This is a genomic window from Kitasatospora sp. MAP12-44 (genome assembly GCF_029892095.1).
Lineage (GTDB): Bacteria > Actinomycetota > Actinomycetes > Streptomycetales > Streptomycetaceae > Kitasatospora.
The window spans coordinates 5,356,521-5,369,855 of the sequence record NZ_JARZAE010000004.1 but is presented as its reverse complement, the minus strand read 5'-3'; the positions used below and the strand labels follow the sequence as shown (position 1 = coordinate 5,369,855).

The 13,335-nt window shown below is 73.1% G+C and carries 13 protein-coding genes; 6 read left to right on the top strand and 7 right to left on the bottom strand.

What is annotated here, in order from left to right; translation table 11 throughout:
* Positions 1-6: 6 nt before the first annotated feature.
* From P3T34_RS24865 to P3T34_RS24845, 5 genes are all read right to left on the bottom strand, one after another.
* Positions 7-1,350: an HD-GYP domain-containing protein gene (locus P3T34_RS24865; protein WP_280668259.1), complete on the bottom strand. Its 1,344-nt coding sequence runs from the start codon at positions 1,348-1,350 to the stop codon at positions 7-9.
* A 417-nt stretch (positions 1,351-1,767) separates the two neighbouring features.
* Positions 1,768-2,130 (bottom strand): mycothiol system anti-sigma-R factor, encoded by a 363-nt coding sequence (rsrA, locus tag P3T34_RS24860; protein WP_280668258.1) that lies wholly within the window; start codon positions 2,128-2,130, stop codon positions 1,768-1,770.
* Positions 2,127-2,765 (bottom strand): sigma-70 family RNA polymerase sigma factor, encoded by a 639-nt coding sequence (locus P3T34_RS24855; protein WP_348534758.1) that lies wholly within the window; start codon positions 2,763-2,765, stop codon positions 2,127-2,129. Before P3T34_RS24855 ends, rsrA begins: the two co-directional genes overlap by 4 nt.
* Before the next feature lie 355 nt (positions 2,766-3,120).
* Complete coding sequence (locus P3T34_RS24850) at positions 3,121-3,780, bottom strand: alpha/beta family hydrolase (RefSeq protein WP_280668256.1); 660 nt, start codon at positions 3,778-3,780, stop codon at positions 3,121-3,123.
* On the bottom strand, positions 3,780-4,526 hold the full coding sequence (locus P3T34_RS24845; RefSeq protein ID WP_280668255.1) for an SOS response-associated peptidase: 747 nt from the start codon (positions 4,524-4,526) through the stop codon (positions 3,780-3,782). Before P3T34_RS24845 ends, P3T34_RS24850 begins: the two co-directional genes overlap by 1 nt.
* 135 nt (positions 4,527-4,661) lie before the next feature.
* Here P3T34_RS24845 and P3T34_RS24840 point away from each other — a divergent pair, with 135 nt between their 5' ends.
* The 5 genes from P3T34_RS24840 (at position 4,662) to hisN (ending at position 9,169) form a co-directional block, all read left to right on the top strand.
* Positions 4,662-5,372 carry a M50 family metallopeptidase gene (locus tag P3T34_RS24840; RefSeq protein ID WP_280668254.1) on the top strand — a complete coding sequence of 237 codons (711 nt, stop codon included), beginning with the start codon at positions 4,662-4,664 and terminating at the stop codon, positions 5,370-5,372.
* Between the two features lie 60 nt (positions 5,373-5,432).
* A complete protein-coding gene (gene aroA / locus P3T34_RS24835) occupies positions 5,433-6,782 on the top strand; it encodes a 3-phosphoshikimate 1-carboxyvinyltransferase (RefSeq protein ID WP_280668253.1) in 1,350 nt (449 codons plus the stop codon).
* A gap of 16 nt (positions 6,783-6,798) precedes the next feature.
* Positions 6,799-7,884 carry a ribosome small subunit-dependent GTPase A gene (gene rsgA, locus P3T34_RS24830; RefSeq protein ID WP_280668252.1) on the top strand — a complete coding sequence of 362 codons (1,086 nt, stop codon included), beginning with the start codon at positions 6,799-6,801 and terminating at the stop codon, positions 7,882-7,884.
* A gap of 94 nt (positions 7,885-7,978) precedes the next feature.
* Entirely contained in the window at positions 7,979-8,302 is a 324-nt protein-coding gene (locus P3T34_RS24825; RefSeq protein ID WP_280668251.1) for a multidrug efflux SMR transporter, read from the top strand.
* Between the two features lie 69 nt (positions 8,303-8,371).
* A complete protein-coding gene (hisN, locus tag P3T34_RS24820) occupies positions 8,372-9,169 on the top strand; it encodes a histidinol-phosphatase (RefSeq protein WP_280668250.1) in 798 nt (265 codons plus the stop codon).
* A gap of 78 nt (positions 9,170-9,247) precedes the next feature.
* Here the strand turns inward: hisN and P3T34_RS24815 are convergent, their stop codons facing one another.
* Positions 9,248-10,726, bottom strand: a complete 1,479-nt coding sequence (locus P3T34_RS24815) for a catalase (RefSeq protein WP_280668249.1) — start codon at positions 10,724-10,726, stop codon at positions 9,248-9,250.
* Positions 10,727-10,833: 107 nt separating this feature from the next.
* On the opposite strand from P3T34_RS24815, the gene P3T34_RS24810 reads away from it, so the two are divergent.
* Positions 10,834-11,244: a Fur family transcriptional regulator gene (locus P3T34_RS24810; protein ID WP_280668248.1), complete on the top strand. Its 411-nt coding sequence runs from the start codon at positions 10,834-10,836 to the stop codon at positions 11,242-11,244.
* A 57-nt stretch (positions 11,245-11,301) separates the two neighbouring features.
* Here P3T34_RS24810 and P3T34_RS24805 read toward each other — a convergent pair whose 3' ends face one another.
* Entirely contained in the window at positions 11,302-13,257 is a 1,956-nt protein-coding gene (locus tag P3T34_RS24805; protein WP_280668247.1) for a tetratricopeptide repeat protein, read from the bottom strand.
* Positions 13,258-13,335: the final 78 nt, after the last annotated feature.

The window sequence follows — 13,335 nt, the reverse complement described above, 5'->3', positions numbered from 1 at the left end:
GCGCGCTCACGAGCCACCGGCCCGCAGCCGGCGGGACGGCTCCGGCACCCCGAGCGGGATGTCCGGTACCGCCGCCGCGCCCTCGTCGACCGCCGGGAGGACCGGCTGCCAGCCGTGCCGCCCGACCGCCGTCACCAGCGCGTCCACCATCGCCGGGTCGAACTGGCTCCCGACGCAGCGCCGCAGTTCCGCGAAGGCCTCGCCGACCGGTCGGCCGCGCCGGTAGGAGCGGGTGGAGGTCATCGAGTCGAAGGCGTCGGCCACCGCGATGATCCGGGCGAACTCCGGGATCCGCTCGCCGGCCAGCCCGTGCGGGTAGCCGCGCCCGTCCATCCGCTCGTGGTGGTGCAGGATCCCGGCGTGCGCCTCACCGAGGAACTCGATACCGCGCACCAGCTCGTGCCCGTACTCCGGGTGCACCTCCACCGCCCGCCGCTCCGCCTCGCTGAGGGGACCGTTTCTGCGCAGCAACTCGGTGGCCACGCCGAGCTTGCCGACGTCGTGCAGGATGCCGGCGAAGCGCAGCGTGCGCAGCCGCTCCCCCGCCATCCCGAGCTGAGTGGCGATCAGCACGGCCGCCCGGCCCACCCGTTCGCTGTGTCCGCGGGTGTACGCGTCCTTGATCTCCACCGCCTGGACCAGCGCCTCCACGGTGGCCTGGTGCGCGACCCGCTCCCGGTGGCCCTGGGCGAAGACCCAGGCCGAGATGGAGAGCGGCAGCAGCGCGAGCACTGCCGCGAACGCGCCGTACGGCCCCTGCCAGAGCACCGCCACCATCAGCCCGCCGAGCGCGTGGCCGAATGCCGGCAGGCCCAGCACGGAGAGCGCGCCGCGGCACAGGTCGAGCAGTGGCAGCTGGTCGGCCAGCAGCCGGATGCCGGCCACCAGCACGCCGTTGACCAGGCAGAACGTCAGGACGGCGATCAGCGGCGGGAGCAGCGCGGCCGGGTAGCGGGCACCGAGCAGCAGCCGGGGGCCGCCCATCAGCTGGAAGAGGCAGGCCGCGCACCAGGCGGCCAGCGCGAACTGGGCGGCGTTCCAGAGCCGGCGCAGCAGCTGCGGCGCGGCGGCCTCGCCGGTCAGCGCGGCCGGCAGGGCGACCAGCGCGGCCGCCGCCGGCGGGAGCATCAGCACCCCGGCGAAGAGCACCGGCAGAAAGGCGTTGGCGGTCGGCCGCATCGGCGCCCGAGGCTCGGCCTCCCGCTGGGCGGCGGTGCCCCGGGCGCCCAGCCGCCGCCCGAGGCCCCAGATCCGCCGCGCCATCCGCAGGCAGGGCGTGGGCAGCCCCTGCGCCACCGACTCCCAGCACGCGTGCAGAAAGGCCAGCAGCACGATCTTGGGCCAGTCCACCGGCGCGCCGAGCCAGCCGGGCAGCCCGGTCCCGGGCAGCAGCGGGAGCAGCGAGCAGCCCGCCGCGACCAGGATCAGGACGACATAGGCCAGCGCCGCTCCGGGGAGCCGCGCGGATGTCCGGTCAGGGAGCGCCCGGCCCCCGCGTGCGACAGCGATCTCAGCCTCCCCACCACAGGGCCCGTCCGGCGGCCGGGTCGATGACCCGCGGACTGCGCGAGCCCGTCGGGTGAATACCCGTCAGGAGAATAGGGGTCAGCTCACCGCTCGCAACCCGTCATCGCGCAATACCCGGGCCGGCACTGGGCACGCTCACCCGATCGGGTGAGGTCGCTGGAATGACCGGACATGCAGCCGGACATACGGAAGGGCCCCGGAGCACCGGTGCTCCAGGACCCTCCGCACGATCGGCTGAACCTACTCGGCGGGCGCCGCCGCCATCGGCCCGGCGGCCAGCAGCCCAGCGTCCCCATGGCCCGCGCCGGAGCCCTCCACCGACACCAGCGGCCCACCGCCGGTCCGCTGGCCGGCCCGGATGCTGTCGATCCGGGCCAGCACCTTGCTGCGCAGATCGGACGGCGTGTCGTCGCAGCCGCACGAGCGCTTGATCAGTGCCTTGATGGCCTGCTCAAGACCGTACTTCTCCAGGCAGGGCGAGCACTGGTCGAAGTGCTGCCGCAGCTTGGCGCAGTCCCCTTCGGCCATCTCGTTGTCCAGAAACTCGTACAGGTGATCAAGCACCTCGCCGCAGTCCGTGTCGTGCGGACCTCCGCAGCTCATGAGCCCGTGCCTTTCGACTCGCTCCCGGCCCCGCTGCCCGCCGGGACCAGTCCGCGCTCGCGGGCGTAGTCCTCCAGCATGCCCCGCAGCTGGCGGCGGCCTCGGTGCAGCCGGGACATCACCGTACCGATGGGGGTTCCCATGATGTCGGCGATCTCCTTGTAGGCGAAGCCCTCGACGTCCGCGAGGTAGACCGCGATGCGGAACTCCTCGGGGATCGCCTGCAGGGCGTCCTTCACGTCACTGTCCGGCAGGTGGTCCAGGGCCTGGGTCTCGGCCGAGCGCAGACCGGTCGACATATGCGACTCGGCCCGGGCCAGCTGCCAGTCCTCGATCTCCTCGGCAGCGGTGCGCTGGGGCTCCCGCTGCTTCTTGCGGTACGAGTTGATGAAGGTGTTGGTCAGAATCCGGTACAGCCAGGCCTTGAGGTTGGTGCCCTCGCGGAACTGGTGGAAGGAGGCGTAGGCCTTGGCGAACGCCTCCTGCAGCAGATCCTCAGCGTCGGCCGGGTTGCGGGTCATCCGCAGCGCGGCCGAGTACATCGGGTCCAGGTAGCCCAGGGCGTCACGCTCGAAGCGTCCCCGCCGGGCCTCCTCGGTCTCGTCGGAGGACACCCGGAAGGTGTCCTCGCCGATCGCCTCCGCCAGCTCATCGCCGGTCAGCGGATCGGCATCCGCCCTGGCAGCCGACGGAGCCTCTTCGTGCCCGGCCAGCCCTGCGTTCGGCTCGTCCTCGGTCGCGACGACCGGACCCACCTCCTCTGCGCCACGGGCCGGGTTCACCATGAACCCGCCCGCCACCGAGGATATCGGGCCTGCGGACTTCTCACCCGCGGCAATCCAATCCGACCACGGGACGAAGGCGCTCTGCGCGCATCGCTCCTCGGGCCGCTCCGGGCACACGATCGAACCCATGTGTGCTGCCTTTCCGTGTCGGATCAGTGCTGACGAAGGGGTAAACCCGCGTTAGCGCAACCGCATTCCCGGCCGTTCACGACAGGACGGTTTCCGCCAGCCAGCCGGCCACCGCGGTGGTGATCAGTTCCAGCACCTCGGCCCGCCCGAGCGGGGCCGACTTCGGCACCGCGAAGCCGTGCCCGCCGCGCGGCACCTCGACCAGCCGGTGGCCCGGCGGCAGCGCCGGGAACTCGGCCGGTGCGCCGAACGGGTCCGCCCCGCCCTGCACCACCAGCGTCGGCAGCCCAGTGCCCAGCAGCTCCTCGGCCCGGGAGCGCTCCGGGCGGCCGGGCGGGTGCAGCGGAAACGCCAGCGCCAGCACGGCCACCGCCCCGCTCGCCGCGCCCGTACGGCAGGCCACCCGGGCCCCCGCGCTGCGGCCGCCTACCACCAGCGGCAGGCCCTCGGCCGCCAGCTGCTCGGCGATCGGCAGCCAGGCGAGGTCCAGCGTCTTGGGGGCCGGTCCGATCTTCTTACCGGCGACCCGCCAGGGCTGCTCGACCAGCCCGACCGCGACCCCGTGCGCGGGCAGCGCGGCGGCCAGCGCCACCAGGTCGGGCGCCTCGATCCCGCCACCCGCACCGTGCCCCAGGCCCAGTACCGCCTTCGCCGGGCCGACCGGCCGGTGCCAGCTGATCCGGGCCTCCCCGACCGGGGTGGAGACCATCCGGGCGTCGAGCATCGCGTCGGCCATCAGAAGAGCAGTCCTTCCTCCTCGGGCGTGACCGGCTCGGTCAGCCCGGGACGATTGTTGCGGATGCTGCCCACCGCGGCCGAGACCGGCACGACCTTCAGCAGGCCCGGATCGGGCGCCACCAGCAGCGAGCGCGCCTCGTCGGCGTCCGAGAGCGCGGGGTCGAGCCAGCTGTCGAAGGCACTCGGCTCCAGGTACAGCGGCATCCGCTCGTGGATCGGCGCGAGCAGCTCCTCCGCCTCGGTGGTCAGCACCGCGCAGGTCACCAGCCAGGCCTCCGGGTGGTCGGCGGGCCGGCTGCGGTCGCGCCAGAACTCGTAGATCCCGGCCAGCGCCAGCGGGGCACCGTCCACCCGGCTGACGAAGTACGGCTGCCTGCGCGGCCGGGTCTCGCTGGGGGCGGTCTGCCACTCGTAGTAGCCGTCCACCGGCAGCAGGCAGCGGCGCGAGGCGAAGGCCTGCCGGTAGGAGGGCTTCTCGTGCACGGTGTCGGCCCGCGCGTTGATCATCTTCGCCGCCGACTCCGGCGACTTCGCCCAGGCGGGCACCAGCCCCCAGCGCAGCACCCGAAGCTGGCGCACCGGCGCGGACCCGCCGCTGGGTATCCGCTCCAGCACGGCGTGCACGGGAGCGGTCGGCGGCACGTTCCAACTCGGCGCGATGGTCTCCACCGGGTCCCACTGGTGCACGCCGAAGAGCTCGACGATGTCCTGCGGCTGGGTGCTCGCCGCGAATCGACCACACATGCCGGTCAGTTTCCCATGGGCCGATCCGCGGGCCGGGCGCTGTCCGGGAACCGAGCACCGCCGTCCGGCTGTCCCTCCCTAAGAGCTCCGTGGGAGGCTGCCCTCCTCCCCGCCACCGGCCCCTCAGGACAGATCATGAACGACCACACCGCCAGCGCCGTCTGGCAGCGCGTCCTCGGCACCCAGCCGGACCCGCCCCGCTGGCTGGTCCTGGCCTGCGCCGGGGTCGCCCTGCTGGCGATACTGCCGCACCCGGTCTGGCGGGTGAGCCGCAACGTGGTGACCATCGCGCACGAGGGCGGCCACGGCCTGATCGCCCTGCTGACCGGCCGCCGGCTGGACAGCATCCGGCTGCACTCGGACACCTCGGGACTGACCGTCTCCTCCGGCCGGCCGCACGGCCCGGGCATGATCCTGACCGCCGCGGCCGGCTATGTCGCGCCCTCGCTGCTGGGCCTGGGCGGGGCGGCGCTGCTCGCCGACGGGCGGATCACCGCGCTGCTGTGGATCTCGATCGCGCTGCTGGCCGCCATCCTGATCATGATCAGGAACGCCTTCGGACTGCTCTCGGTCGTCCTCACCGGCGCCGCCTTCTTCGCCGTCTCCTGGTACGGCAGCGCCCAGCTCCAGGCCGGCTTCGCCTACCTCGGCGTCTGGTTCCTGCTGCTCGCGGGGGTGCGCCCGGTCGTCGAGCTGCAGAGCAAGCGCCGGCGCGGCGGTGCCCGCGACTCGGACGCCGACCAGCTGGCCCGGCTCACCGGCGTCAGCGCGCTGCTCTGGGTGACGCTCTTCCTGGTGGTAGCGCTGTCCTGCCTGCTGGCCGGCGGCAGCCAGCTCCTGCACTGAGGCATCCCACACCTCGACCGCACGCCAAGCACCCCGGGCCCACCCCCCTAAACTGGCCGCATGACCGAGACCCTGTGGCCCGCCCCCGTCGCGACGGCCGCCGTCGACGCGACCGTCACCATCCCCGGCTCCAAGTCCGTCACCAACCGGGCCCTGGTGCTGGCCGCGCTGGCCTCCGAGCCCGGCTGGGTGCGCCGGCCGCTGCGCAGCCGCGACTCCCAGCTGATGGCCGACGGCCTGCGAGCGCTCGGCGTCGGCATCGAGGAGCAGGTCAACAACACCAGCGGCGGCAGCGGCGGCGGCGAGGCCTGGCGGGTCATCCCGGCCGGCCAGCTGCGCGGCCCGGCCCAGGTGGACGTGGGCAACGCCGGCACGGTCATGCGCTTCCTGCCCCCGCTGGCGGTACTCGCCGACGGCCCGGTGCACTTCGACGGCGACCCGCGCAGCTACGAGCGGCCGCAGCACGGCGTGATCGACTCGCTGCGCGCACTGGGTGCCCGGATCGATGACGGCGGCCGCGGCGGCTTCCCGCTCACCGTGCACGGCACCGGCGCGCTGGACGGCGGGACGGTCGAGCTGGACGCCTCGTCCTCCTCCCAGTTCGTCAGCGCCCTGCTGCTCTCCGGCGCCCGCTACAACCAGGGTGTGGAGGTCCGCAACATCGGCGGCCCGGTGCCCTCGCTGCCGCACATCCGGATGACGGTCGACATGCTGCGCCTGGCCGGCGTCCAGGTGGACGCCCCCGAGGACGGCGGCGAGAAGGACGTCTGGCGGGTCACCCCCGGCGCGCTGATCGGCCGGGACATCGTGGTCGAACCGGACCTCTCCAACGCCGCGCCGTTCTTCGCCGCGGCCCTGGTGACCGGCGGTCGGGTGACGGTCCGCGACTGGCCCCAGCACACCACCCAGCCCGGTGACCAGCTGCGCGAGATCTTCTCCCGGATGGGCGGCAGCCACCAGTTTGTGAATCAGCACAGCACCGACGAGGGCCTGGAGTTCACCGGCAGCGGCCGCATCCACGGCATCGAGGTCGACCTGCACGACGTCGGCGAGCTCACCCCGGTGATCGCCGCCGTCGCCGCGCTGGCCGACTCCGAGTCGCACCTCTACGGCATCGCCCACCTGCGGATGCACGAGACCGACCGGCTGGCCGCGCTGGCCAAGGAGATCAACGACCTCGGCGGCGACGTCTCGGAGACCGAGGACGGCCTGCGGATCCGCCCCCGCCCGCTGCGCGGTGGCGTCTTCCACACCTACGAGGACCACCGGATCGCCACCGCCGCCGCGGTGATCGGCCTGGCCGTCCCCGGCGTCCAGGTGGAGAACGTGGCCACCACCGCCAAAACCCTGCCCGACTTCCCGCAGATGTGGACCGACCTGCTCGATCCATCGGCGGCGGCGGGCGTCTGAGCGGGAGTACGAGGACATGCGCCGTTACGGCAAGGACGCCGACGAGGACGACATCCGCAACCGCCCGGGCCGCAAGGGCTCCAAGCCGCGGACCCGGATCAGGCCCAAGCACGAGGACGCCGACGAGGCGATGGTGCTCACCGTCGACCGCGGCCGGCTGACCTGCCTGGTCGAGGCGGGCACCAAGCGCGAGCGCGAGGTCGTCGCGATGAAGGCGCGCGAGCTGGGCCGCAAGGGCGTGGTGGTCGGCGATGTCGTCAGCATGGTCGGCGACCTCTCCGGCGAGCCGGACACGCTGGCCCGGATCGTCCGGGTCCAGGAGCGCAGTTCGGTGCTGCGGCGCACGGCGGACGACGACGACCCGTACGAGCGGATCGTGGTCGCCAACGCCCAGCAGCTGGCCATCGTCACCGCGCTGGCCGACCCGGAGCCGCGGCCCCGGCTGATCGACCGCTGCCTGGTGGCGGCCTACGACGCCGGCATGGAGCCGCTGCTGGTGCTCACCAAGGCCGACCTCGCTTCGGCGGCGCCGCTGCTGGAGTCGTACGCGCCGCTCGGCATCTCCTATGTGGTCACCCGGCAGGACGAGTTGGCGACCGCCGGCGCCGAAGCGGTCCGCGAGTACCTGCGCGGGCGCTCGACGGTCTTCATCGGGCACTCCGGCGTCGGCAAGACCACCCTGGTCAACGCCCTGGTGCCGCTGCACCAGCGGAGCACCGGCGTGGTCAACGCGGTGACCGGGCGCGGGCGGCACACCACCGTCTCGGCGCTGGCCCTGCGGCTGCCCCCGCCGCCGGGGGCCAAGCCGGGCTCCAAGAAGGCGCTGGACCCGGGCTGGGTGATCGACACCCCGGGCTTCCGCTCGTTCGGCCTCTCGCACATCGACCCGTCCCGGGTGATCCACGCCTTCCCCGACCTGGAGCCGGGCACCGTGGACTGCCCGCGCGCCTGCAGCCACGACGAGAAGGACTGCGCGCTGGACGCCTGGGTCGCCGACGGCCACGCCGACCAGGCCCGGTTGTACTCGCTGCGCCGGCTGTTCGCCTCCCGCGAGGCCCGCGAGCTGGAGGCCCCCGAGCAGGAGGGGCGCGAGGTCGAGTGAGCGGTCCACGAGGTGTCGGATCGCTGCTGACCGGTGATCATAGACACGTCGGCTGATCACACCCGACGCCCGGTCGGATCAGGGAGACGAGCCGATGGCATGGTTGCTGGTCGTCCTCGCCGGGCTGCTGGAGACCGGCTTCGCGATCAACCTCAAGCTGAGCCACGGCTTCACCCGGCTCGTCCCCACCATCTCCTTCGCGCTCTTCGCCCTCAGCAGCTTCGGCCTGCTCACCCTCTCCCTGAAGACCCTCCCGGTGGGCAGCGCCTACGCGGTCTGGACCGGCATCGGCGCGGCCGGCACCGCGATCTACGGAATGATCTGGATGCACGAGTCCAGCTCGGCCCTGAAGCTCGTCTCGATCAGCCTGGTGATCGCCGGCGTGGTCGGCCTCCAACTGAGCGGCTCCGGCCACTGACCTGCCAAGGCGTGTCCGACGTGCGAGCCGAACTGTCACGATCGCGGGCGGATCGCTACTGTTCGAGGCATGGCCGACTACCACGACGATCTCCGCCTCGCCCATGTCCTCGCCGACTCGGCCGACTCGATCACCCTGGAACGCTTCCGGGCGCTGGACCTCAAGGTCGAGACCAAGCCCGACCTCACCCCCGTCAGCGATGCCGACAAGGCCGCCGAGGAACTGGTGCGCAGCGTGCTCCAGCGGGCCCGGCCGCGGGACGCGGTGATGGGTGAGGAGTACGGCCTGGTCGGGACGGGACCGCGGCGCTGGGTGATCGACCCGATCGACGGGACGAAGAACTACATCCGCGGTGTCCCGGTCTGGGCCACCCTGATCGCGCTGCTCGAGATCGGCCCGAACGGCGAGGAGGAGCCGGTCGTCGGCATCGTCTCCGCGCCGGCCCTGCACCGGCGCTGGTGGGCCGCCAAGGGGCTGGGCGCGTACGCCGGGCGCAGTCTGGCGAAGGCCTCGCGGATCCACGTCTCGCGGGTCGAGCGGCTGGAGGACGCCTCGCTGTCGTACTCCTCGCTGACCGGCTGGGAGGAGCGCGGTCGGCTCGACCCGTTCCTGGACCTCACCCGGGCCTGCTGGCGCACCCGCGCGTACGGGGACTTCTGGTCGTACATGATGCTCGCCGAGGGCGCGGTGGACATCGCCGCCGAGCCGGAGCTGAGCCTGTGGGACATGGCGGCGCCGTGCATCGTGGTGCAGGAGGCCGGCGGGCGGTTCACCGGTCTGGACGGCGTGGACGGGCCGGGCGGGGCCGACGCCGTCGCGTCCAACGGCCTGCTGCACGCGGAGGCCCTGCGCCGACTGAGCGTCTGAGCCCGGGAATTGGGTGCGGGCCCCGGGACCAGTGCGGTGGACTGGTCCCGGGGCCCGCGGTCTTGAGGGGTGCGGTGGCTACTGCTGCTTGCGCAGCTCGCGCACCGCGGCCTCCAGGCGGCGGCCGTAATCGGCGTCGGCCTGGCGGAAGTTGTCGATCGCGCGCTCGACGATGTCGTCGCGGTCGGCCGAGACCTTGGCGATGAAGCCGGCCAGGTTCTCGATCAGGCGGCTCTTCTCGTCCTCGCTGAACAGCCGGTAGAGGTTGCCCGCCTGCACGAAGTCGCTGTCCTCGCGGTGCGAGGGCGCCTCGTGGGTGCCGGTCTCGCCGGAGACGGGGGTCGCCGACCAGAGCGCGCGGCCGGTCTCGACCGGGCCGCCGAAGCTGTTCGGCTCGTAGTTCTTCTGGCGGCCGTGGCGGCCGTCGTAGAGGTAGCCGTCGCGGCTGTTGGTGCGCGCCTCGGCGGCGTGCGGGCGGTTCACCGGCAGGTGGTCGGCGTTGATGCCGACGCGGTAGCGGTGGGCGTCCGCGTAGGCGAAGAGCCGGCCCTGCAGCATCTTGTCGGGGGACGGGCCGATGCCCGGCACGAAGTGGCCCGGGGAGAAGATCGACTGCTCGACCTCGGCGAAGACGTTGTCGGGGTTGCGATTGAGCTCCAACTTGCCGATCTCCAGCGGCGGGTAGTCCTCGTGCGGCCAGACCTTGGTCAGGTCGAACGGGTTGAAGCGGTAGTTCGCCGCGTCGGCCGCCGGCATGATCTGCACCTGGACGGTCCAGCTCGGGAACTCGCCGCGCTCTATGGACTCGCGCAGGTCGCGCTGGTGCGAGTCGGGGTCGGTGCCCGCGAGCACGGCCGCCTCGTCGGCGGTCAGGTTCTTGATGCCCTGGTCGGTCTTGAAGTGGTACTTGACCCAGAAGTACTCGCCGGCCTCGTTCTGCCACTGGTAGGTGTGCGAGCCGTAGCCGTTGAGGTGGCGGTAGGTGGCCGGGATGCCGCGGTCACCGAAGAGCCAGGTCACCTGGTGGGTCGACTCGGGCGACAGGCCCCAGAAGTCCCAGACGTTGTCGGCCTCCTGCGAGCCGGTGTACGGGTCGCGCTTCTGGGTGTGGATGAAGTCCGGGAACTTGATGGCGTCCTTGATGAAGAACACCGGGGTGTTGTTCCCGACGAGGTCGTAGTTGCCCTCCTCGGTGTAGAACTTCAGCGCGAAGCCGCGCGGGTCGCGGACCGCGTCGGCCGAGCCGAGGTTGCCGGCCACCGTGGAGAAGCGCAGGAAGGTCTCGGTCTGCTTGCCCACCTCGGAGAGGAACGCGGCCCGGGTGTAGGCGCTCACGTCGGCGGTCAGCGTGAAGGTGCCGTAGGCGGCCGCGCCGCGGGCGTGCACCACGCGCTCCGGGATGCGCTCCCGGTTGAAGTGCGCGAGCTTCTCGAAGAGCAGCTGGTCCTGGATGAGGGCCGGGCCGCCGACACCGGCGGTGGCGGTGTTCTGGTTGTCGGCCACGGGAGCGCCGGCCTCGGTGGTCAAGGTTGGGCGCTGCTCGTCCTGGGCAGTCATGGGAGCACCTTCCGCGTCATCCGTTCGTACCTGTGGACCCGATCCTAGCTTGGACATTGTCTAAGTCAATACTGGAACCAAGTTAAGAACTTGCTACCCTGTATCCCATGAGTGACCTGCTGGAACGACTCCGCGGACGAGGCTGGCGACTGACCGCGCAGCGGCGCGTCGTGGCCGAGGTGCTCGACGGCGACCACGTCCACCTCACCGCCGAGGAGGTGCACGCCCGCGCGGTCTCCCGGCTACCGGAGATCAGCCGCGCGACGGTCTACAACACGCTCGGCGAACTCGTGGTCCTCGGCGAGGTGTTGGAGGTCAGCACGGACGGCCGCGCCAAGCGGTACGACCCCAACGCGCACCACTCGCACCAGCACCTGATCTGCTCCCGGTGCGGCACGATCCGCGATGTCCACCCGGCCGGCGACCCGCTCGCCGCGCTCCCCACCGACGAGCGCTTCGGCTTCGTCCTCTCGGGCGCCGAGATCACCTACCGCGGCCTCTGCCCGGACTGCCGATAGGCCGGACTGCCGACAGGCCGGACTGCCGACAGGACTGCCGCTGACCCGGCTCGGCCGTCAGGCCGTCATCTCCGGGTGCAGCGCGTCCAGCAGCCGGGCCGCGCGCTCGGCCACCTCGGCCGGGCCGTAGTCGGCCGCCCGGCGGCACCAGTTCTCGGCCTGGACGGGCTCGCCGCGGCGCAGTGCCAGCAGGGCGAGGCGCAGCGCGGCCCGCCCGTGCCCTGCGTCGGCCGCCCGGGTGTACCAGAGCATCGCCTCCGGCTCACGCTCCTGACGGGCCAGCAGCAGGCCCAGGTTGAACGCGCCGCTGCGGCTGCCGCCCTCGGCGGAGCGCCGGTACCAGCTCTCCGCGATCTCCATCGCGCCGCGGTCGGCGGCCCGCACGCCCATCCGCACCTGGGCGCGGGCGTGGCCGGCGTCGGCCGCGATCGCGTACCAGTGCTCGGCCTCGGCCTCGACGTCCCCGCGCCGGTCCAGCAGCGAGGCGAGCCGGAAGGCGCCCTCGGCGGAGCCGCCGAGGGCAGCCTGGCGGTAGCGGACCAGCGCGGCCGGCAGGTCGCCGCGCTGCTCCTTGACCACCGCGAGCTGCAGCGCCGCCTCGCCGTGGCCCTCGGCGGCCGCCCGGGCGTACCACTCCTGGGCCTGCTGCTGCTCGCCCCGACCGGCGTGCAGCACGCCCAGGTTGAAGGCGCCGTCCACGCTGCCGGCCTCGGCGGCCTTGGAGAACCACGGCTCGGCGCCGGACTCGTCGCCGCGCTGCAGCAGCACGACGGCCAGCGCGTTGCAGGCCTCCCGGTGCCCGGCGTAGGCGGCCCGGCGGTACCACTGCTCGGCCTGCGCCTCGCGCCCCGCGCCCGCGCAGAGCAGGCCGAGGTTGAACGCGCCGTTGTGGTCGCCCGCGTCGAGCGCGACGCGGTACCAGCGCTCGGCGGCGGCGTCCTCGCCCCGGCTCGCGTGCTGCGCGCCCAGCGCGTTGGCGGCGTTGCCGTCGCCCGCCTCGGCGGCCTCCTGCCACCACTCGGCGGCGGCCGCCGGATCACCGGCGTCGCGCAGCATGAAGCCCAGCGCGCAGGCCGCCCGCGGCTCGCCGTTCTGCGCGGACTGCCGGTACCAGCGCGCGGCCTCGTCCCACAGCGCCTGGTCGCCCTGCGCGCGCTCCTCCACCAGCACACCCAGGCGCAGCGCGGCCCGGCCGTGGCTGCGGACGGCCGCAGTGCGGTACCAGGTCTCGGCGCTGTCCTTGTCGCCGGCCGCCTCGCGCATCCGGGCCAGCCGGTAGGCGGCCTCGCGGTGACCGGCGTCGGCGGCGGCCTTGAACCAGCGCTCGGCGCGCACGTCGCGCCGATGCTCCATCAGGTCGCCCAGCGCGTACGCCCCCAGGGCGTGCCCCTGCTCGGCGGCGAAGTGCAGCCAGTACTCGGCGGCCTCCTCCTCGCCGTGGTCGCGCAGATGCAGGCCGAGCGCGTGCGCGGCGGGGGCACTGCCGGCCACGGCGGCCTGCCGCCACCACTGGCCCGCCTCGGCGCGGTGGCCGCGCTGATGCAGCAGGACACCGAGGTTGTTGGCGGCGGCCCGCAGCCCGGCCGCGGCGGCCTTGCGCAGGTACGGCTCGGCGTCGTCGAGTTCGCCGCGGCGCAGCAGCAGCGCGCCGAGCTGGCTGGCCGCGTTCGGGTCGCCCGCGTCGGCGGCGGCGCGGTGCCGGGTCTCCAGCGCGGCGGACTCGCGGGCGGCGAGCTCGGTCTCGAAGCTCAGGTTCTCGAAGTCGGCATTGACCGCGCACGCCGCGTTGTTCACGGCGTCCGGCTGGGTAGGAGTGGCTGCGGAGGAGTAGCGGCCCGGTAGTTGAGGCACCGGGACATGGACCAGGCTCTCCGGCCCGTACGAGCGCTCCTGCGTCAGCGCGCTGCTGCGCTGCGCGGGCACCGGCGCGGAAACGGGTACGGGTGTGACGGCCTCGTCGCCGTGCAGGCGGGCGGGGCCGAGTTCTGGCGAGTTCCTGCCGATCAGCTTCATGCCGACTCCCGCTCCCCCCGAGTGTCGCGCCGTTCGCCGGGGGCGCGTCGGGGTGTACGGCTTGTCAACCGCCGTACA